General features: G+C 68.2%; 16 protein-coding genes. 3 read left to right on the forward strand and 13 right to left on the reverse strand.

From position 1 onward, the window contains the following. Positions 1–12 precede the first annotated feature (12 nt). Both ACFOWB_RS18395 and ACFOWB_RS18400 read right to left on the reverse strand, forming a co-directional pair. Positions 13–534, reverse strand: coding sequence for an arsenate reductase ArsC (locus tag ACFOWB_RS18395; RefSeq protein WP_261403565.1), 522 nt, complete (start codon positions 532–534; stop codon positions 13–15). Then, entirely contained in the window at positions 521–955 is a 435-nt protein-coding gene (locus tag ACFOWB_RS18400) for an ArsR/SmtB family transcription factor (protein ID WP_378148726.1), read from the reverse strand. Before ACFOWB_RS18400 ends, ACFOWB_RS18395 begins: the two co-directional genes overlap by 14 nt. A gap of 116 nt (positions 956–1,071) precedes the next feature. Between ACFOWB_RS18400 and ACFOWB_RS18405 the strand changes: the two genes are divergently transcribed. Next, the gene (locus ACFOWB_RS18405) at positions 1,072–1,347 is read left to right on the forward strand and encodes a hypothetical protein (RefSeq protein ID WP_261403566.1); all 276 of its coding nucleotides are present in this window, start codon (positions 1,072–1,074) and stop codon (positions 1,345–1,347) included. 46 nt (positions 1,348–1,393) lie between these two features. Here ACFOWB_RS18405 and ACFOWB_RS18410 read toward each other — a convergent pair whose 3' ends face one another. Further along, positions 1,394–3,853 carry an arsenate reductase (azurin) large subunit gene (locus tag ACFOWB_RS18410; protein WP_378148729.1) on the reverse strand — a complete coding sequence of 820 codons (2,460 nt, stop codon included), beginning with the start codon at positions 3,851–3,853 and terminating at the stop codon, positions 1,394–1,396. Between the two features lie 10 nt (positions 3,854–3,863). Further along, entirely contained in the window at positions 3,864–4,388 is a 525-nt protein-coding gene (locus ACFOWB_RS18415) for an arsenate reductase (azurin) small subunit (protein WP_378148731.1), read from the reverse strand. A gap of 219 nt (positions 4,389–4,607) precedes the next feature. Between ACFOWB_RS18415 and ACFOWB_RS18420 the strand changes: the two genes are divergently transcribed. Continuing rightward, positions 4,608–5,555 (forward strand): hypothetical protein, encoded by a 948-nt coding sequence (locus ACFOWB_RS18420; protein WP_261403567.1) that lies wholly within the window; start codon positions 4,608–4,610, stop codon positions 5,553–5,555. 4 nt (positions 5,556–5,559) lie between these two features. On the opposite strand, the gene ACFOWB_RS18425 is transcribed toward ACFOWB_RS18420, so the two are convergent. The 8 genes from ACFOWB_RS18425 to ACFOWB_RS18460 form a co-directional block, all read right to left on the reverse strand. Next, the gene (locus tag ACFOWB_RS18425; protein ID WP_378148733.1) at positions 5,560–6,870 is read right to left on the reverse strand and encodes a sigma-54-dependent transcriptional regulator; all 1,311 of its coding nucleotides are present in this window, start codon (positions 6,868–6,870) and stop codon (positions 5,560–5,562) included. Further along, the gene (locus tag ACFOWB_RS18430; RefSeq protein WP_378148735.1) at positions 6,860–8,284 is read right to left on the reverse strand and encodes a sensor histidine kinase; all 1,425 of its coding nucleotides are present in this window, start codon (positions 8,282–8,284) and stop codon (positions 6,860–6,862) included. The genes ACFOWB_RS18425 and ACFOWB_RS18430 overlap by 11 nt, the downstream gene beginning before the upstream one ends. Before the next feature lie 4 nt (positions 8,285–8,288). After that, positions 8,289–9,155 carry a substrate-binding domain-containing protein gene (locus ACFOWB_RS18435; protein WP_315855121.1) on the reverse strand — a complete coding sequence of 289 codons (867 nt, stop codon included), beginning with the start codon at positions 9,153–9,155 and terminating at the stop codon, positions 8,289–8,291. 331 nt (positions 9,156–9,486) lie between these two features. After that, entirely contained in the window at positions 9,487–11,931 is a 2,445-nt protein-coding gene (locus tag ACFOWB_RS18440) for a GcvT family protein (protein ID WP_378148737.1), read from the reverse strand. Continuing rightward, positions 11,928–12,809, reverse strand: coding sequence for a phosphotransferase (locus ACFOWB_RS18445; RefSeq protein ID WP_378148739.1), 882 nt, complete (start codon positions 12,807–12,809; stop codon positions 11,928–11,930). The genes ACFOWB_RS18440 and ACFOWB_RS18445 overlap by 4 nt, the downstream gene beginning before the upstream one ends. Further along, entirely contained in the window at positions 12,806–14,818 is a 2,013-nt protein-coding gene (locus ACFOWB_RS18450; protein WP_261403569.1) for an ABC transporter permease, read from the reverse strand. Before ACFOWB_RS18450 ends, ACFOWB_RS18445 begins: the two co-directional genes overlap by 4 nt. Positions 14,819–15,098: 280 nt before the next feature. Then, entirely contained in the window at positions 15,099–16,130 is a 1,032-nt protein-coding gene (locus ACFOWB_RS18455) for a quaternary amine ABC transporter ATP-binding protein (protein ID WP_261403570.1), read from the reverse strand. Positions 16,131–16,305: 175 nt separating this feature from the next. Further along, positions 16,306–17,262: an ABC transporter substrate-binding protein gene (locus ACFOWB_RS18460; protein WP_261403571.1), complete on the reverse strand. Its 957-nt coding sequence runs from the start codon at positions 17,260–17,262 to the stop codon at positions 16,306–16,308. 161 nt (positions 17,263–17,423) lie between these two features. On the opposite strand from ACFOWB_RS18460, the gene ACFOWB_RS18465 reads away from it, so the two are divergent. Beyond that, positions 17,424–18,194 carry a DeoR/GlpR family DNA-binding transcription regulator gene (locus tag ACFOWB_RS18465; protein WP_261403572.1) on the forward strand — a complete coding sequence of 257 codons (771 nt, stop codon included), beginning with the start codon at positions 17,424–17,426 and terminating at the stop codon, positions 18,192–18,194. 31 nt (positions 18,195–18,225) lie between these two features. On the opposite strand, the gene ntrC is transcribed toward ACFOWB_RS18465, so the two are convergent. Further along, positions 18,226–19,665 (reverse strand): nitrogen regulation protein NR(I), encoded by a 1,440-nt coding sequence (ntrC, locus tag ACFOWB_RS18470; RefSeq protein WP_261403573.1) that lies wholly within the window; start codon positions 19,663–19,665, stop codon positions 18,226–18,228. Between the last annotated feature and the right edge of the window lies 1 nt (position 19,666).

The raw sequence follows: 19,666 nt of genomic DNA on the forward strand, positions 1-19,666 counted from the left end.
CTTCTCGGTGGATCAGGCCGCGGACGGGTGGGTCTTGCCGATCTCGTCGAGGCGGCGCTGCAGCGAGAGCTTGTCGATGGTCTTGAGCGGCAGGCTGACGAAGATCGAGATCCGGTTCGTCAGGCCGCGCATCGTGTCCGCGAAGGCGAGCGCCTTTTCGGTGTCCGAGCCTTCGAAGGCAGCCGGATCCGGCATGCCCCAGTGCGCCGACATGGGCTGTCCCGTCCAGTAGGGGCATTCCTCCCCGGCGGCGTCGTCGCAGACCGTGAACACGAAATCGAGCTCGGGCGCGCCGGGTTCGGCGAACTCGTGCCAGGACTTCGAGCGGAGGCCCGAGACGTCGAAGTTCGTCCGCTTCAGCAGGTCGAGCGCGAAGGGGTTTACCTCGCCGCGCGGGTGGCTCCCGGCCGAGAACGCCTTGAAGCGTCCCTGGCCCTCACGGTTCATCACGCACTCGGCGATGATCGAGCGCGCGGAGTTGCCCGTGCATAGGAACAGGACGTTGTAGGGGCGCTGGGCTTCAGTCGCATCCATCGTTCTTCTCCCGGTCGGATGGACGGGGGCCGCATCCGCAGCTCCCCTGGAGGGTTTCGAAGATCGGCGCGCAGACCTCGGGGCGACCGTTGCAGCAGTCGGTCAGCAGGTAGCCGACAAGGCCGCGCATCCCCTCGAGGTCAGCGCTGTAGAGGATCGAGCGGCCATCCCTGACGCCTTGGACCAGGCCCGCACGGGACAGGATCGCGAGGTGCGTCGAGAGCGTGTTCTGCAGGCAACCGACGGCGTCGGCGATCACGCCCGCGGGCAAGCCCTCCGGGGCGCGCGAGACCAGCATGCGGAAGATGCGCAGCCTGGTGACCTGACCGAGCGCCGACAGGGCCTCGACCGCGGAGACGTCCTCCTCGGTCATCGGTCCGGAGTCGGCGGGGCCGGCCCCCGGCTTGGTCATGGCGTTCATACGCAGCCTTCGACGTTTGACTAGATATCGAGAAAACTCGATGTATCGCTATATGAGCGAGGAAGCGGGGTCAATGGCGATGGTCGCCGGATCGGCCACCGAGCCGCAGGAGCGAGATGTCGAGAATCCCCGGACAGGCCCTGTGGGGCGTAATGGCGGCGTTCGCGCTGGCCGCGACGGCGATGGACCTCGGCCGCTGGGGCGCCGAACACAACGCCGCCGGCCACGACCTGTTGGCTGCAGTGCCCGTCGCGATGCTGGCGGCCGCGACCCTCGTCGCATACGCCGTGGCGTGCGTCGGCGGGCCCTCCCGCAACGCCTACCGGATCGCGAGTTTCGGCGCCGCAGTCGTCCTCGTCGGCTACGTGCTGCTCGCGAGGAGCGCCGCGTGAGCGACGATCGGGCGCCGGGACGTTCGCCGTCCCGGCGCCCGACGCCTCAGGCCCGGTACTCCTTGGACTTGTAGCTCGCGTTCCTGACGCTCTCGGGCGCGTCGGAAATCTTCCGGATCGCGCCCCAGGTCTGCTTGTAGTTCGGGATGACGAACTCGTTCACGCCCGCCGACACCACGTTGCCCTGCACGCCCGTCGGGTAGCCGAACAGCATGAAGACTTGGCCACGCCTGGCCGACGGCGTCGGGTAGGCCATGGCCTGCGTCGCGCCGTTGTCGTTGTGGATCTCGACGAGGTCGCCCTCGCCGAGCTTCAGCTCCGCCATGTCGTCAGGGTTCATCTCGACGAACGGGTACGGCCAGCGGTCCTGCACGAACTCGTCCGCCTGGTCGAGGTAGGCGCTCTGCCAGACGAGGTTCGCGCGCCCGTTGTTGATCAGGAACGGGAACTTGTCCTTCTCGGCCTGCTTGCCCGCGGCCTGCAGCCCGCGCCAAGGGGTCTCGGCGAACGTCGCCTTGCCGTCCTTCGACTTGAACTTGCCGTCGGCGAAGAGGCGCTTGGTGCCGACGATCTTGCCGTCCTGGAACCCGGTCGCGGGTTCCTGGAAGCCGTTGTTGCCCATCGCGCGCAGGCGCTCGTAGTTGACGTGTTCTCCGCCGCCCTCGTGGGCGTGGTAGCCGTCCATGAAGGCGTCCTCCTCGGTCTTCCAGTCGAAGCCCTTGAACTTGTCGGCGACGTCGTTCTTTCCCGCCGCCCGAAACACGCGCTCGAGGTTGTTGGCGAGCCGCGCGGCGATCAGGCAGTCCGGCATCGCCTGTCCGGGCGGGTCCATGTAGCGCTCGGTGAGCCGCATGCGCCGCTCGCCGTTCATGGAGGTGAGGTTCATCTCGCCGGAGGTCGCAGCGGGCAGGATCACGTGCGCGGCGGCGCCGATCTTGGTCGTCACGATGTCGACGTCGACCGAGAAGAGACCGCCCTTGCGGATCGCGCCCATTATCGCCTCGACCATTGCATCTCGGTCGCCGTAGGGGACCGAATTCATTGCGTCCTTCACGAGGTCGGTCCGCTGCTTGTAGACCCGCTTGAACTCCATGGCGTTCAGCGTGGTCTTGTAGTGGTCGCAGCCCCACACGTGGTGGACGCCGCCCTTGCCCTCGATCAGCAGCTTGTCGACGTAGGGACCCGGACGGCCGACATGGGCGTCGGAGGGGCGCGAGTAGCCCTCCTGGTGGCCGCCCATGCGGACGCAGCCGCCGCCCGGTCGGCCGACGTTCCCGGTGGCGAGCGCGAGGTTCACCAGCGCCTGGTTGGTTCGGTAGTTGTCGTTGCCCCAGATCAGGCCCTTCTCGTAGGCGAACATGGTCCGTCGCCTGTGGCTTCCGGCCTTTGGCTCCGCGATCCAGGTGATCGCCTTGACGATGTCCGCCTCGGAAAGGCCCGTCGCCTTCGCGGCTTCCACGACCGAGACCTTGTTGGCCGCGAGCGCCTTGTAGAAGTCCTTGGTGGAGGCCTCGATGAACGGCCTGTCGATCCAGCCCTTCTCAGCCGCGTAGGTCAGCCAGGCGTTGAACAGGATGAGGTCAGTTCCGGACTCGATCGCGAGGTGGAGGACGTTGTCCTTGCCCGCGGTCTCGCAGGCGTTGACCGATACCGTCCGGCGTGGGTCGACGAACACGATGCGGCCGCGCTCGTTCGGCTCGTCCCCGAACGTCGCCTTCTTCTTGGCCGCCGACATGCCGTTCAGGTTCGGCATCCAGTGGTTTAGGAAGTAGTTGGTCTGGGCTTCGAGCGGGTTGTTGCCGACGCAGACGATCGTGTCGGCGAGTTCGGCGTCCTCGTAGCAGTTGTTTAGCTCGCCGACGCCCATGTCGCGGGAGCCGTGGACTTCGGAGTTGTAGGCGGGCCTGTTGTGGATGCGGATGTTCCGCACCTTCATGGCCTCGAAGTAGAGCTTTCCCGTGCCCCACGTGTTCTCGTAGCCGCCGCCGGCCCCGCCGTGATCGAAGGCCGAGACGAAGAGGCCGTCCTCGCCCTGCTCGGCGATCACCGCCGCGGTCACGCGGGCGACGAGGTCGAGCGCGTCGTCCCAGCTTGTCGGCTGGATCTGGCCGTAGCGCCAGACGAGCGGGTCGGTCAGGCGCTGAAGCTGGGTCCCGCGCGTCTTCGAGTGGCTCATCTCCGCCATGCGTGCGCCGCGCACGGAGCCGAGGCCCGAGTTCACCACGCAGCCCTTGTCGGGCTTGATGACGATGTGGACGTCGCGGCCGTCCTGGCGGACGACGTTGTACATCGAGGGGGCGTACCAGGCTTCCGTGTCCTGGACCTGCTGCTTGCCGAGGTCGACGCCGAAGGCGTTCGCCTTCGGGTCGGTCCAGCCCTCGTAGCGGGCGTCCCAGGTGTAGGCCTTGTAGCCGCAGCCGACGATGCAGTAGTGGCAGGTGACGTTGTGCTGTTTGGCGTCCGCGGGGACGATGGGCAGCCGCCCGATCTGGCGCTTGTAGACCATCGGATCCTCCTCAGAGCGTGTTCGACAGGCGGCCGTAGAGAAGCTCGTCCACGCCCTCGGCGTAGATGTCGCCCTTCTCGTCGACCCGCAGCGCGTACTGGGGAAGGTTCTGGGTCGCGTGGCCCCAGACCTGCTGTCCGCCCTTCTCGCAGTCGAAGCGCGAGAAGTGCCCGGGGCAGTTCAGCGTCCGGTCGTCCGGGCGGTAGTTCATGTAGAAGCCCTTGTGCGGGCAGAGGGCGGCGAAGCCGACGATGTCGCTGTCGGGACCGACGCCGCCCTCGACGGGCTTGCCAAGTTTGAGCAGCACGCCGGGCGCGTCCTGGTCGGGATAGGCGACGTCGAGAGCCTCGTTGACCTTGAGCTCGCTGACGTTGCCCAGCCGGTTGGACGGGTACTTCACCAGCGCGGCGGTCGGCGCCGCCCGGGCCGGCCCGGCCGGCATGACGGTCGCGGCGGCTCCCCCCGCGGCCGCGAGTCCCGCGCCTGCAAGGAAACGGCGCCTCCCAACGTCAATCAGTCGTTCGCAGCTCGCCATGAGCTTCTCCCCGTCTCTGAGCCCGTTCCATCGAGCGGGCGACGAGGAATTGCAGGCCGCGGGCCAACGCTTAGAACTGTTCGAAATCGAACGGTATGGAGCTGAAAATCTGAAAGCTGCCGTCCGGCAACCCGAACGTCTTTGGGCTGCCCGATCCGGGTTTCCGAACAGAAGGATTCGTCGGTAGGCTGCACGCCCCCCGAGCCCGCTGACGCAGCCATGATCACGAACCTTCCCACCCGGGAGAGCCTGAACAACGTCGCACTGCGGATCTACTTCCGCGCGTGGAGCGACCTCCTCGACGTCTGGACGGACTTCGCGCTCATGTTCGAACAGACGTTCGACGTCGGGACGGCCGTCAAGGACTGGCCGACCGAATGGGAGGACTACCTAGTCGCAGCCCAGACCGACCTTCAGTCGATCTCTTCATTGCTGCAGCAGTCCGTGGAGCTGGCGCTGAAGGCGAGGGTCTGCGCGGTCAGCCCCTACCTGCTGTTGCTCGACAGCGCCATGAACCTCTCCGCCTCGCCCAAGTCGATCGACTTCTCGGAGTTGAGGACGCTCGACGCCGTCGACCTGCCGGGGGCGGTCAACACGCTGACGGACCAGCCCGTCTCGGACGAATTCATAACCGCTTACACGCAGCTCCGGTCGCGACGGAACAAGATCACGCATCTGGGTGAGGCGGGCGTGACGATGACGCCTGACGAACTCATGCGCCTTGCGGTGTCGCTCTACGTCGCCGTGTGGCCCGGCAGGCAGTGGCTCGCCGACCGACTGGATTTCGCCGACCCGAGGGCGGCATGGCTGCACGACGGGAAGTACACTTCGACCCACATGGTCGTGCTCCACGAGTGGCCGGCCGTCGTCAGCTTGCTGAAGAAAGGCGAGTTCAAGGCTCTGTTCGGACAGGAAAAATCGCGTCGACGCTATCTCTGCCACGACTGCGTCTACGAAGGCGACACCCGGTATGCCGGGCTTGAGAAGCCAGGATGCGGGACCGCCTACCTCGATGAGTCGGGCACGGTGCTCACCTGCGTCATGTGCGGGCAGACGTCGAAGGTCGAGCGGCGAAAGTGCACAAGCTGCCCGGGTGACGTGATCGCGGACAACGGGGACGACTGGGTGGGGCACTGCCACACCTGCGGAGAAGAGCTCAACGCCTAACTTCTCAGGGAGTCGGTATCCCGAGCTTCTTCATCTTCTCCCAAAGGGTCGTCCGGCCGACGTCGAGAAGGCGAGCGGCCGCTCCGGTCTCTCCGTTCGATGCCGCGAGGGCTCGCAGGATGTGACGTCGCTCAGTGTCCTGGCGAGCCTGCTCGAGGGAGGGGATATCCCGACCGGCCTCGGAAGTCTCACCCTTCTCCGGGAACAGGTCTGCGGGCATGATCCACGGCCCGAGTGCGAGAGCGGCAGCGCGCTCCACGCGGTTGCGGAGCTCGCGAACGTTGCCCGGCCAGTCGTGCGCCAGCGCCGCTTCCTCGGCCAGCGCGCTGAGCCCCCTGGGCGCTTCGGGAAGCGAAGCGGAGAACTCCGTGAACGCCCGGTCCAGCAGCCAAGGGATGTCGTCGGCTCGATCTCGAAGCGATGGCATTCGTACCGACACGACGTTGATGCGGTAGAAGAGATCCTCGCGGAAGCGCCCCTCCTTCACCCGCGCGCCGAGGTCGGCGTTCGTCGCAGCGACAAGCCTTCCGTCGAACTTCAACGGCTTCTCGCCGCCGACGCGCGAGAAGAAGCGGTCTTCGATCAGCCGAAGCAGCTTGGCTTGGAGGTCGAGCCTTAGGTCGGCGATCTCGTCGAGGAACAGCGTGCCTCCTGATGCGCGTTCCGCGTACCCCATGTGCCTGCGCGTGGCGCCGCTGAAGGCGCCCCGTTCGTGGCCGAACAGCTCGCTCTCTAGGAGGTCCGCCGGGATCGCCGCGCAGTTGACCGCCATGAACGAGGCAGGTTTGAGCGAAGCGGCCGAGTGCAGGAACCGGGCGGCCACGTCCTTGCCCGTCCCGGTCTCGCCGCCGATCAGCACCGTGCTTCCCACCTTCGCCACACGGCGGAGCAGGGCCTCGACCTCTCGCATGGCGGTCGACACCCCGAGTGAGCCTTCGGCCGTGGGCGCCTCGCTCACGATGCCGGACAGGCGGTCGAGGAAGTCCTCCATCTCGAACGGCTTGGTGACGTAATCGCCCGCGCCCGACCTCATCAGCCTCACCGCTTGGTCGATGTCCGCGTGGCCCGTGATGAACAGGAACGGCGGCGCCGAGGATCCTGAAGTTGCCTTGAACACGTCCTCGCCGTTCAGGTCCGGCAACCGGATGTCGCAGATGACGGCGTGGCGGCGCTCCTGGCCCATGCCCGCCACCGCCGAGGCGCCGTCCTTCCACCAAGTCACCTTAGCGCCCTCGAGCGTCAGCCGCTGGACGAGGCTCTCGCCCATGATTGGATCGTCCTCGACGATCCCGATGGATCGGCGTTCAAGCGACATCGGCGAGCACCTCGTCTCGGGCAAGTGGCACGACCATGCGGACGAGCGTCCCGCCTCCGGGCAACGTCTCGGTCTCGAGCACGCCCCCGATCTCGGCCACCAGACCCCGGGTTGTCCAAAGCCCGAGCCCAGCGCCCGCGGTGGGGAGCCGGTCCGGTTCTGTCAGCATCGCGGCGGCCTCGACGGGCAGACCCTCGCCGCGGTCCCGCACCTCGAACGTGACCGACTCCCGCGTGCCGACAACGGCGAGCTCCACGACGGACACGTGCGGCGCGGCCGCGATCGCGTTCAGCAAGATGTTGAGCAATGCTTGCCGGACGGGACCGCTCGGGATCGGGACCTCAGCGGCCAGTCTGGCGGTGACCGTAACCCGAACGGACTCCCGTCGCGCCTCCGCCGCCACGAGCACGAGCAGGTCGTCGACGTCGTCTGGCCTTAGGTTCCGCGCCCCCTCCCGGGGACGGTGGACCGCAAGTGTTGTTCGGACGACGTCGCGTATCCCTGCAAGCCCGCGTTCGAGCAGGCCGATCGCGCCGTCGCGGGCCGCGGGAACGTGACCGTGCGATCGGAGCGTCGAGAGCGCGTTGAACAGGCCGCCGAGCGGGTTGTTGATCTCGTGCGCGATCGAGGTAGCCAGCCGTCCGAGGCTGCCGAGCCTCTCCTCCTCGGCGAGGCGCTTGCGCAGCTCGTCGCGCTCCGTGATCGAGGTGGACAGGCCGTTGTAGGCCCGGAACATCCGCCGGAACTCACCCCGGCTTCGCTCGACTTCCCAGTCCGCGATCGGGACGGCGACGCCGTCCGACGACGCCCCGAGGTGCTCGGTGAGAACGCGGACGGGTCGCATCATCCGCGCGACCACCAGCCAGCCGGCGGCGGCGAAGAATGCCACCAGGATGCCGTTAGTGACCAGCAGGGTCGCTATCACATCGCGTCTCTCGGCGGCGAGGTGGCTCGTGTCGAATGTCGCGTAGAGGTGCCCGATGGTGCGGCCGGGATAGGACAGCTCGCGGTGGGCCCGGGCGGTGGCCGATCCGCTCTCATATGCGAATGGACGAGACTCGCTTGGCACGAAGGCGGACCCGACCGCGTGGGACCGCGGGTCGGAGGCGGCGATCACCGCGCCACGCGGATCGGTGACGACTGCCTCGGAGGGCCGGAGGCCTTTGTACTGGTCCCGGGCGCGCGCGATCGCGTCGTAGACCTCCCAGACGTCGTCCCTTAGTACGGACGGCCCGACCGCCGAGGACAGGCCGTCGAGATAGCCTTGGGCGAGTTCACGAAGATGGCGTTGCTGGATGTCGCCAAGGCGGTCGAGCACCCGCTCCGACAGCACTGCCCCCGCTACTAGCATGAGGATGGCGACCGCGACCGGTACCTTGAACGTGATCGGCCAGCGTCTCGGGTCGACCCTCATGTCGCTATCCCGCAGCCGCGACCATCGCCGCCTTGGCGGCGATCGCGTCATAGAGACCCAGTGGCTCGCTCGCGAAGCGATCGAGCTTCAGCAGTGCAAGCACTGCTCGGCCGTCGGCGTCGCCGTCCATGCCGAGTAAGGCTGCCTTCAGGGCGTTGAGGCGGCCTGCGTCCGGCGGTGACGCCGGCGCGGCGATAGGCGGGAAGCCGAGCCATTCCGACGTGCGCAGGACCCTGGTGCGGGCGACGAACTTCGGCTCCAGCTCCGAGACGACGTCGTAGACATAGCCGTCGACCGACCCGGAGGCGGCGAGGCCCGAGGACACCGCCTCGATCACGTTGCGATGCCCGTAGGTGAAGAACGAGCGTGAGAAGAAGGTCTCCGACCGCTCGCCGAGTTCGGCGAGGGCCGCGCGCGTGCAGAGGAAGCCGGAGTTCGAGTCCGGGTCGGAGTAGGCGTGGATGTCCCCACGCAGCGCGGCGATGCCGCCGGCCTTCCGGTCCCGGTCGACGATCACGTAGGCGCGGTATAGGGGTTGCCCCCTCCAGACGGGCGTCGCGACGAGCTGGAGCTCGGATCGGTGGGCGACGAACGGGAAGCCGCAGATCCAGGCTGCGTCGAGCTGGCCCGCCACCAGCATCGCGGTCACCTCTTGGTAGGTGCGCCGCGTGACGAGCTCGACCGGACGGGTGGTGGCCTTTTCGAGGTAGGCCGCCAGACGTCCAGTGAGCTCGAGATCGGACGACAGGAAAACCGGGGTGAGGCCGACGCGTATCGGCGCCGCGGCGCTCGGCGAGCCTGCGGCCACGCATGGCAACAGCGTCAGCGTCCCCATCAGGATCGCGCGCCTGTCGACGATGGGTGCAACCACCTCTCGCCCTCACTACCGTTCGACGAAGAAGGCTAGCAGAGATGGAGGTTGCGTCGAATTGTATTTGCCAGTGGGCGATCGAGGCAAAATTTTCACCCAGCGGCTACCGATAGCTTTTGCCCACTTCAGCCACATGCCTGCAGCATAGAGTTTAGCCCAATTGGCCGTCGTAAGCTTAGCGACGGTCAATTGGGCTAAACTGGGCCGCTTCAACGTTCTTTTAGGCGAAACCGCGCGGACGCAATTGGCTAAGGCTCATTGATTCAATTACCTTTTTTCCAATGAAACGTCGATCTTATGGAATAGGCCTCATCCCGCCGATCAGTCAGGATCAAAGCTTCGGACGGGTCGCCTGCGGATCGACGAACGGCTTCAGGGAGACGCTCGCCGGGACGAGCGCGCCGGCGACGTCGAGCTGATAGTCTCCGCTCATCACGAACTGCGCGTCGACGCCGCCCGGGTCGCGGACGTAGCCATAGCCGATCGGCCGTCCGATCGTGTGCCCGAAGCCGCCGCTCGCCAGCCAGCCGACGCGCTTGCCGTCGCGCAGGATGGTCTCGCGGCCCAGAAGGATCACGTCCGGGTCGTCGACTGTGAAGCCGGCGAGCAGGCGCGGCAGCGGCTCGCCGGCCTGCTCGACCAGCGCGGCGCGGCCGAGGAACGGAGTTTCGGACTTCAGCTTCACCGCCCAGCCGAGCCCCGCCATCCGCGGCGTGTGGTCGGGGCCGATCTCGGCGCCCCAGGCGCGGTAGCCCTTTTCGAGCCGCAGCGTCTCGATCGCCCGGTAGCCGGCGAGCGCGAGCCCATGGGGCCGGCCGGCCTCCGTCAGCGCCTCGTAGACGGTCGCCGCGAACTCGGTCGGGACGTGAAGCTCCCAGCCGAGCTCGCCCACATAGGTGACGCGCAGCGCGAGCGTCGGCGCGCCCGCGACCGAGATTTCGCGCACCGTCCCGAACGGAAAAGCGGCGTTCGACAGGTCGTCGGGCGAGATGGCCGACAGCACGTCGCGGGCGCGCGGGCCGAACAGGCTGAGCACGGCGCGCGAGGCGGTGACGTCGACGAGATGGGCGTCGCAATCCTCCGGGATGTTCTTTGATATCCAGTCGAAGTCGCGGGTCGCGAAGCCCGTGCCGGTGACGATGTAGAACCGGTCCTCGGCGAGGCGTCCGACCGTGAGGTCGCATTCGACGCCGCCACGGGCGTTCAGCATCTGGGTGTAGGTGAGCGCGCCGACGGGCTTGGCGACGTCGGCGGCCGCGATCCAGCTGAGCGCCTTCTCGGCGTCGCGCCCGACCATCAGGAATTTCGCGAAGGACGACTGGTCGAAGAGGGCCGCGCGCTCGCGGCACGCCTCGTGCTCGCGCTTGACCGCCCCCCACCAGTTCGGGCGGCCGTAGGAGTATCGGTCGTGGGCGTCCTCGCCCTCGCCCGCGAACCAGTTCGGCCGTTCCCAGCCGAGCTTCTCGCCGAACACGGCGCCCGCCGCCTTCAGCCGGTCGTAGAGCGGCGAGCGGCGCAATGGGCGGCCGCTGTCGTGCTCTTCGGAGGGCCAGGCCATCGTGTAGTGCTTGGCGTAGGCCTCGAGCGTGCGGGTCTTCACCCAGGTCTCGTCGCGATGGTTCAAGCCGAAGCGACGGATGTCGACGGGCCAGAGGTCGTAGGGCGCTTCGCCCTTGGCGACCCATTCGGCGAGCGCCATGCCGGCGCCGCCGCCGGACGCGATGCCGAAGGCGTTGAAGCCGCAGCCGACATAGACGCCCTTGGTCTCGGGCGCCGCCCCGAGGATGAAGTTGCCGTCGGGCGTAAAGCTCTCCGGGCCGTTGATCAGCTGCTTGACGCCCGCGGTCTCGAGCGCCGGCACGCGTCCGAGCGCGAGCTCCATGATGGGCGAGAAGTGGTCCCAGTCCTCGTCGAGCAGCGAGAACGAAAAGTCCTTGGGCGGCCCGCCGGGCGTCTCCCAGGGCAGCGGATTCGGCTCGTAGCCGCCCATCACGAGGCCGCCGACCTCTTCCTTGTAATAAGTGAGCCGGTCGGGATCGCGCAGCGTCGGCAACCCGCGGGTGACGCCCTCGATCTGCTCCGTCACGATGTACTGGTGCTTCACGGCGGTCAGCGGGATGTTGACGCCCGCCATCCGGCCAAGCTCGCGCGACCAGAGGCCGGCGCAGATCACCAGCTTCTCGCAAGCCACCCGACCGTGATTGGTGACGACCGCGACCACGCGCCCGCTCTCGATCTCGACGCCCTCGACCGAGACCTGCTCGCGGATCGTGACGCCCGCCATCCGCGCGCCCTTGGCGAGCGCCTGGGTGATGTCGGAGGGGTTCGCCTGCCCGTCGGTCGGCAGGAACGCCGCGCCGACGACGTCGTCGACGCTCATCAACGGCCAGAGGTCCTGCGCTTCCTTTGGCGTGAGGAGCTGCATCTCGAGCCCGAACGAGCGCGCGGTAGTGGCCTGCCGCTTCACCTCGGTCCAGCGGTCCTTGTTGCAGGCGAGGCGCAGGCCGCCGTTCATCTTCCAGCCGGTCGCAAGACCCGTCTCGGCCTCCAGCTCCTTGTAGATCCGGACGGATTCGCCGAGCAGCTGGGTGATGTTGGCGCTTGTCCGCAGCTGCCCGACGAGCCCGGCGGCGTGCCATGTCGAGCCTGAGGTCAGCCGGTCGCGCTCGATCAGCAGCGTCTCAACGCCAAGCTTGCCGAGGTGATAGGCGGTCGAGCAGCCGACGATGCCGCCGCCCACGACGACGACCTTGGCGGATGAGGGCAGTTCGGTCATGCGGAACCCATGTCTTCGAAGCGGGCGAGCGCGCGCTCGAAACGCGCGAGGTTTTCCGCCGTGTAGGCGCGGTAGTCGAAATCGAGCGTCGAGTGGATCTCGGAGACCATGCTCCAGAGGCTCTCGCGCAAGAGCGAGGCCACCTCCATGGCGGCGAGTTTCAGACGGAGCGCGTCGTCGGGCGCGCGGCCGTAATAGATCGCGAGCAGCCGTTCGCGCTCGGCGTCCGAAAACCCGTTGTTCGACGCGAGGTTGGCGAGGTCGAACAGCGGGCTGTTGAAGCCGCCGTAGTCCCAGTCGATCAGCCAGATCTTCTGGCCGTCGTCGATGAAGTTGCCGGGCAGCAGGTCGTTGTGGCCGAACACGATCTCGGTCGGACCGACAGTCGCCTCGATGCGTTCGGCGACGGCCGCGAGGCGGGGCAAGTCGGCCGAGAGGCGGTGGCCGGCCTCGGCGAGCTCCGCGAGGTAGCTGCGCAGGATGTGGAAGGTCCAGAAGGCGAGCGCCGGCCCGCGCAGGCGCGCCGTCACCTCGCGATGGGACGTCCGGATCAGCTCCGCCACGCGCGGCAGTTCGGCGCGGACGTCGGCCTCCGAAAAGGTGCGGCCCTCGACGTGGTCGATGACCATCAGCCCGTGCTCGATATGCCGGACGGCGGGCGAGACGCCGGCGGCTTCCGCGGCGAGCGCCGCGGCGCGCTCGTTGAACCGCAGGCAATTGTGCAGCGGGATGTCGTCGCCGAGCCGCACCACGAACTTCCGCCCGTCGTCCGTGACGAGGTAGTTGCGGTTGGTGATGCCGCCCGTGAGCGGCCGCGGGTCCACCTTCCCCGTCCAGAAGGCGAGCGACCGCACGCGTTCGAGAGCGGCGTCGGTCATGCGCCTAGCCCCCGGCGGCGCTTCATCTTGGCGGCGGCGGCCGAGACCAGACGGTCCGCGATGATCGCGATGAAGGCGACGCACAGTCCCGCCACCAGCCCCTTGCCGACGTCGGCTTTCGCAAGCGCGGAGTAAGTCTCCTGGCCGAGGTCGCGGGTGCCGACGAGCGCGGTGATCACGAGCATCGAGAGCGCCAGCATGATGGTCTGGTTGATCCCGAGCAGGATCTCGGGGAGCGCGAGCGGCACGCGCACGCGCGTCAGGATCTGGCGGCGCGTGCATCCGGTCATGGTCGCGGCCTCGATCAGCGTCGGCGGCACGCGCGCGACGCCATGGGCCGCGTAGCGGATCGCAGGAGCCACCGCGTAGAGCACGATCGCGATCAGCGCCGTGAAGTCGCCGACGCGGAACAGCATGACGATCGGGATGAGATAGACGAAGGACGGCAGCGTCTGCAGCAGGTCGATCACGGTCTCGACCGCGCGCCACAGCCTCGGCCTCGTCGCCGCCGCGACGCCGACCGGCACGCCGATGAGGCACGCGACCACCACGGCGACGCCGCAGAGATAGACGGTCAGCATCGCCACCTGCCAGAGGCCGGTCGTGGCGATCGCGAGCGCGAGCGCGCCGAGCCCCAGGCCGAGCCGCCAGCCGCCGAGCCGAAGCCCCGCGATGACGACCAGCGCGACGACCCAGGCCCAGGGCAGCGCGAGCGCGAAGCGTTTCGCCGGCGCCAGCAGGTTGAGGAACGCGAAGGTCCGGATGGCGTCGAGCGTCGCGTTGAACGTGACGTTGATCCAGCGGACGAGATCGCTCCAGTACGGCGCGGTGGACAGCTTGAGAGCGTCCGGATAGCGCGCGATGTCGGGGACGATCGCGGCCAGGATCCAGAGCGCGCCCGCGAGCATGAAGGCGGCCTGCAGGGCTGAGCGCTTGCGGCGCGCCGTCTGCTCGTCGCGCTCCGGCGGACGGCCGGTCTTGACTGCGAGCGCCTGGGCGAAGCGGTCGAGCAGGATGGCGAGCACCGTGATGGCGAGCCCGGCCTCGAGGCCTTCGCCGATCTTGAGCGCGCGCAGCGCCGACAGCACGTCGAAGCCGAGCCCGCCCGCGCCGATCATCGAGGCGATGATCACGACGTTGAGCGAGAGCATGATGACCTGGTTGACCCCGACCATGAGGGCCGGCAGCGCGGAGGGAACCAGCATCTTCCAGGTGAGCTGCCGGCGCGTGCAGCCGGTCATCGCGCCGAGCTCGCGGATCTCGTCCGGCACGGCCCGGATCGCAATGATCGTGACGCGCACCATCGGCGGCATGGCGTAGACGATCGTGGCGATCATCGCCGACACCGGCCCGAAGCCGAACAGGATCAGCATCGGCAGCAGATAGGCGAAGACCGGCATGGTCTGGGCGAGGTCGAGCATCGGCGAGACCGCCCTCTCCGCCCATCTCCAGCGCACGCAGGCGAGACCGATCAGAAGCCCGCCGACGGCGCCGAGCGCGCTCGACACCAGCACCGAGGACAGCGTCACCATGGCCCCGGCCCACTGGCCGAACACCGCGAGGTAAAGCAGCCCGGCGCCGATCAGCGCCGCGAGCCGCGCGCCGCCGACCTTGTAGGCGGCGGCGACGCCCGCGATCAGCGCCGAGAACCACGGGATCGCGGGCGCGATCGTCACCGCGTCGGCGCCCCGGCCCCAGCCGATCCCCTCGGCCAAGACGGCCTTGGCGGCGGCGAGCGGCAGGTCCAAAACCCAGGCGACCGCGCGGAACAGGTCGCGCACGGTGAACAGCCCGAAGCTCGCCACCTCCATCAGCCAGCGCATGAAGGTCGAGATCCACGCCGCCGTCGGGATCTGCCAGGCGGCCGGATATTTGGTCATCCACGCCGGCAGCGCGCCGTTCGGCAGGTTGACCAGCACGATGGTGACGACGAGGAGCGCCGGCCAGAGCAGCCGGCCAAGCGGAAAGGAGCGTCGGACGGCCGGGGCGGACAGGGCCGCGTCGGTCATGGCGCGACGCCTCCAGATACCCTCTCCCGTTTGCGGGAGAGGGTAAGGGTGAGGGACGTCAGCGCCGAGGTTTTAGACAGAGCTCTTGCGGAACGCCCGCAACGTCGCCGTCCCCCCTCCCCCTTGCGGGGAGGGTAAGGGTGGGGGTGGCTCAGGACAGGGCGCGATCGTTCGGCGTCGAGCGGCGTCGAGGGTTTCTTTCTATTCGGAACCACCCCCACCCCCGACCCCTCCCCGCAAGGGGGAGGGGGGAAGAGCGCGCCCTGCCCTGCCCTCGCCCTCACGCCGCGACCTTCCGCTCTCGGCCGACCAGCACGTCGATCATCGCGAGCCGGTCCACCACCCCGATGACCTCGCCGCGCTCGACCACGGCGAACGGCTTTTCGGAGCTCTCGACGTCATGGGCGAAGCTCGCGATGCGGCTTCCGGCGTCGATCCGGCCGGCGAAGTCGCTCGCGCCCGCGACCGGGGCCATCACCGAGCGGGCGGTCAGGATCTTGGCGCGCGGGGCGTCGCGGGTGAAGGCGCGGACGTAGTCGGTGGCGGGGTTCAGCACGAGCTCCTCGGCCGAGCCGATCTGCGCCACGCGGCCGTCCTTCATGATCGCGATGCGGTCGGCGATCCGGACCGCCTCGTCGAAGTCGTGGGTGATGAACACGATGGTCTTCTTCAGAAGACCCTGAAGCCGCAGCACCTCGTCCTGCATCTCGCGGCGGATCAGCGGGTCGAGCGCGGAAAACGGCTCGTCCAGGAACCAGAGGTCCGGCCCGACCGCGAGCGAGCGCGCGATGCCGACGCGCTGCTGCTGGCCGCCCGAAAGCTCGCGCGGGAACCGGTCCTCGCGGCCCCCGAGACCCACCAGCTTGATCATCTCGAGCGCACGCGCCTCGCGTTCGGCGCGCGGCCGCCCCTGCACGTCGAGCGGGAACGCCACGTTGCCGAGCACGGTGAGGTGCGGCAGCAGCGCGAAGTTCTGGAACACCATGCCCATCTGGTGGCGGCGGATGCGGATGAGCTCGTGCTCGGGCATCTTCGCGAGATCCCGCCCCTCGAACAGGATCTCGCCCGCGGTCGTGGGCGTGAGGCCCGACAGGCACCGCACCAGCGTCGACTTGCCGGAGCCCGACAGGCCCATGATCACGAAGGTCTCGCCGCGGGCGATGTCGAGGTCGACGTCGATGACGGCCGGGACGATCCCGGCCGCCGAGAGAGCCGCGGCGTCGGCGGAAAGCCTGCCGTCGGTCACGAAGCGCTCGGGCCGCGCGCCGAAGAGTTTTGCGACGCCGCGCGCGGCGAGGATGGAGTCAGGCATCGGATCGGCTCACATGCCGCGAGATCGAAACCTACCGCCGTCATGCCCGGCGGCGGCCGGGCGTCCACGAATTTCTAAGATCGCAGAGCGCTGCGACGAAGTCGTGGATGCCCGCGCAAAGGCGCGGGCATGACAGCGGAACGGGCGGCGCGAGAAAAGCATCAACGCCGATCGGTCACTGGATCCACTTCTTCCAGCGGTCCTCGTTCTTGGCCATCCAGTCGTCGACCACCGCCTCGACCTTCTGGCCCTCAAGATCGACCTTGGCGGCGAGCTCGCCGATCTCCTTGTTGTCGAACGTGTAGGCCTTCACGGCCTTGTAGGCCCCCGGCCACTTGTCCTTCATGCCCTGCCAGACGGCCTTGTAGATCGGCCCGCGGGGCTTGGCGCAGTCGTACTTGGCGTCCTTGTTCACGCCCCAGGCCGGATCCTCGTAGCAAGCCTTCTCGTAGGGCGGGAACTTGATCCACTCGCCCTTGAACTTGATCGGCGCCCAGTGCGGCGCATAGATCCAGAGCAGGATCGGGGCCTTACGATCGTAGGCCGACTGCAGCTCGGCGAACATCGCCGCGTCCGTGCCCGCGTGCACCACCTCGAACGGCAGGTCGAGCGCCGCGACGCGCTCTTCGTCATAGCCGCCCCAGGTCACTGGGCCGCCGAGATACCGGCCCTTCGGCGCGGTCTCCGGGGTGGAAAACACCTCGGCGCATTCCTTCAGCGCCTTCCAGTCCGGCAGGCCCGGGCACTTCTCCTTCATGTATTCCGGGAACCACCAGTCCTCGATCGCCTGCATGCCGGTCTCGCCGACATTCTCGACGCCGCCGGCCGCGATCGCCTCGTCCATCGCCTCCTTGGCGGTGGTGGCCCAGACCTCCATGGCGACGTGAAGGTCGCCGGTCCGCATGCCGGCGAACTGCGCGAGATAGTCGGCCTGGACGTAGTCGACGTTGTAACCGGCCTTCTTCAGCGTCTCGCCCATGATGCGGGCGGTGATCAGCTGGCCGGTCCAGTCGTGCAGGGTGACCTTGATCGGGTCCTTGGACTCCGGCGCGGCCGTGGCGGCGCCTGTCGTCCCGGCCATGGCGAGCGCGACGAGCCCCGCCGTCATTGCGCGCGTCAACTGATGCAGCATGCCCGTCTCTCCTCAGAGGTTCGCAGGTCGCTCCCGCCGCACGGCTCCAATGCAGTTTGGGCGCCAGTTTTGCTGATGTCCACGTTTGATGTGGGAATGACGTTGAGTTGACCCCAGCCTTCCCACAAAATGCCCACGGAATAATCCCGCCGAGCCTGCGAATGAGACAAAGCCCGAGACAGCGCGCGATCTTCGACCTCGTCCGCGACGAGGACGTCACGCGCGTCGTGGATCTCGCGGACCGGCTCGGCGTCTCGGACGAAACCATCCGGCGCAACATCAAGGCGCTGGTCGAGCATGGGCTGCTGACGCGAAGCCATGGCGCGGTCGAACTCGCCGGCGCCGCGGTCGAACCGCCGTTCCGAAGCCGCATGCGGGTGAACGCCGCCGCCAAGAAGGCGCTCGCGGCCGTGGTCGCCGGGCTGGTCGAGGACGGCCAGACCGTGATGATCGACGCCGGCTCGACCACGGCCTATGTGGCGCAGGCGCTCGAGCTCCGGCGGGGGCTCACCGTCATCACCAATTCGCTGGAGATCGGCCGCCATCTGCTCGAGCGCGGCGAGGCCCGCGTCTATCTCGCGGGCGGAGAGATGCGCGCCGAGCTCGGCGCCGCGGTCGGAGCCGACGCCGAAAGCTTCATCCGCAGGTTCCGCGCCGACGTCGCGATCCTGTCGATCGGCGGCGTCGACGCCCGCGCCGGCTTCACCGACTTCGACCTCGACGAGGCGCGGATCGCCCGGTCGATGATCGAAAGCTGCGAGCAGACGATCGTCGCCGGCGACAGCTCGAAGTTCGGCCGTCGGGCTCCGGTCGCCGTATGCGACGCTTCGGAGGTGAAGACGGTCGTAACCGACGCCGCCTCCGCCGCCGATATCGGAGAATGGCTGTCGAGGCACGGCGTCGCGGTGACGACGCCGGCGCGGCGATCCTGACCGCGCTGTTCGGCGAAGGCGCGCCGCGCCCTCACCGCGTCAGGCGCAGCACCTGGACGTCGAGGTCGCGGATCTTCTTGCGCAGCGTGTTGCGGTTCACGCCGAGCAGCTCCGCGGCCTTGATCTGGTTGCCGCGCGTCGCCGCGAGCGCCGCCGAGATCAGCGGATACTCCACCTCCCGCAGGATGCGGTGGTAGAGGCCGGGCGGCGGGAGGCCGTCGCCGAACTCCGAGAAATAAGCGGTGAGGTGCCGCTCCATCGAACCGCCGAGCGTCTCCGAGACAGCGGCGTCCTCGCCGAGGCTGGTGGTCTCGGGCTGCGACAGCTCCGCGTCGATGATCGAGGCTCCGATCATCTCCTGCGGATAGAGCGCGGCCAGGCGCCGGATGAGGTTCTCGAGCTCGCGGATGTTGCCCGGCCAGCGGTAGCGCTTCAGACGGTCGAGCGCCGCGACGTCGATCTGCTTGGGCGGCAGGCCCTCGCGCTCGGCGAGCGTGAAGAAGTGGCGCACGAGATCGGGCACGTCCTCGGAGCGCTCGCGCAGCGGGGGCAAGCGGATCGGCACGACGTTCAGGCGGAAGAACAGGTCTTCGCGGAACAGGCCCTGCTGGATCGCGAGACGCAGATCCTTGTTGGTCGCCGCGACGATGCGCACGTCCGTCTTGATGGCGGTGCGGCCGCCGACGGTGGTGTATTCGCCCTGCTGGAGCACGCGCAGAAGCCGCGTCTGCGCCTCCATCGGCATGTCGCCGATCTCGTCGAGGAACAGCGTGCCGCCCTCGGCCTGCTCGAACCGGCCCGACGACCGCGCCTGCGCGCCCGTGAACGCGCCCTTCTCGTGGCCGAACAGCTCGGCCTCAATGAGGTCGCGCGGGATCGCCGCCATGTTGATCGCGACGAAGGGCCCGGACCGGCGCTTGCCGTAGTCGTGGAGCGCGCGCGCGACCAGCTCCTTGCCGGTGCCGCTCTCGCCCGAGATCATCACCGTGAGGTCCGTCTGCATGAGACGGGCGAGCACGCGGTAGATGTCCTGCATCGCAGGCGAGCGTCCGACGAGCGGGATCTCGTCGGTCTCCACCTCGTCGTTGCGGCGCGCCTTGCCCTTGGGCTCGGTGAGCGCGCGCCCCACGATCGCGATCAGCTCCTTCAGGTCGAAGGGCTTCGGCAGATATTCGTAGGCGCCTTTCTCCGAGGCGCGGATCGCCGTCATGAAGGTGTTCTGCGCGCTCATGACGACGACCGGCAGCTCCGGCCGCGCCTTCTTGATCCGGGGCAGCATGTCGAAGGCGTTCTCGTCCGGCATCACCACGTCGGTGATCACGAGGTCGCCGTCGCCCTGGGAGACCCAGCGCCACAGCGTCGCGGCGTTGCCGGTCGAGCGGACCTCGTAGCCCGCGCGGGAGAGCGCCTGGTTGAGCACGGTGCGGATCGCGGCGTCGTCGTCCGCGACCAGGATGGAGCCTTGCGGCATC

Origin of the sequence: Chenggangzhangella methanolivorans, assembly GCF_042648545.1 — a bacterium.
GTDB lineage: Bacteria > Pseudomonadota > Alphaproteobacteria > Rhizobiales > Methylopilaceae > Methylopila > Methylopila methanolivorans.

Coding starts and splice junctions, on each gene's coding strand:
- ACFOWB_RS18420 (WP_261403567.1), top strand. CDS start 4,608: ATGATCACGAACCTTCCCACCCGGGAGAGCCTGAACAACGTCGCACTG.
- ACFOWB_RS18425 (WP_378148733.1), bottom strand. CDS start 6,870: ATGTCGCTTGAACGCCGATCCATCGGGATCGTCGAGGACGATCCAATC.
- ACFOWB_RS18405 (WP_261403566.1), top strand. CDS start 1,072: ATGTCGAGAATCCCCGGACAGGCCCTGTGGGGCGTAATGGCGGCGTTC.
- ACFOWB_RS18465 (WP_261403572.1), top strand. CDS start 17,424: ATGAGACAAAGCCCGAGACAGCGCGCGATCTTCGACCTCGTCCGCGAC.
- ACFOWB_RS18440 (WP_378148737.1), bottom strand. CDS start 11,931: ATGACCGAACTGCCCTCATCCGCCAAGGTCGTCGTCGTGGGCGGCGGC.
- ACFOWB_RS18395 (WP_261403565.1), bottom strand. CDS start 534: ATGGATGCGACTGAAGCCCAGCGCCCCTACAACGTCCTGTTCCTATGC.
- ACFOWB_RS18430 (WP_378148735.1), bottom strand. CDS start 8,284: ATGAGGGTCGACCCGAGACGCTGGCCGATCACGTTCAAGGTACCGGTC.
- ACFOWB_RS18450 (WP_261403569.1), bottom strand. CDS start 14,818: ATGACCGACGCGGCCCTGTCCGCCCCGGCCGTCCGACGCTCCTTTCCG.
- ACFOWB_RS18400 (WP_378148726.1), bottom strand. CDS start 955: ATGAACGCCATGACCAAGCCGGGGGCCGGCCCCGCCGACTCCGGACCG.
- ntrC (WP_261403573.1), bottom strand. CDS start 19,665: ATGCCGCAAGGCTCCATCCTGGTCGCGGACGACGACGCCGCGATCCGC.
- ACFOWB_RS18455 (WP_261403570.1), bottom strand. CDS start 16,130: ATGCCTGACTCCATCCTCGCCGCGCGCGGCGTCGCAAAACTCTTCGGC.
- ACFOWB_RS18410 (WP_378148729.1), bottom strand. CDS start 3,853: ATGGTCTACAAGCGCCAGATCGGGCGGCTGCCCATCGTCCCCGCGGAC.
- ACFOWB_RS18415 (WP_378148731.1), bottom strand. CDS start 4,388: ATGGCGAGCTGCGAACGACTGATTGACGTTGGGAGGCGCCGTTTCCTT.
- ACFOWB_RS18460 (WP_261403571.1), bottom strand. CDS start 17,262: ATGCTGCATCAGTTGACGCGCGCAATGACGGCGGGGCTCGTCGCGCTC.
- ACFOWB_RS18445 (WP_378148739.1), bottom strand. CDS start 12,809: ATGACCGACGCCGCTCTCGAACGCGTGCGGTCGCTCGCCTTCTGGACG.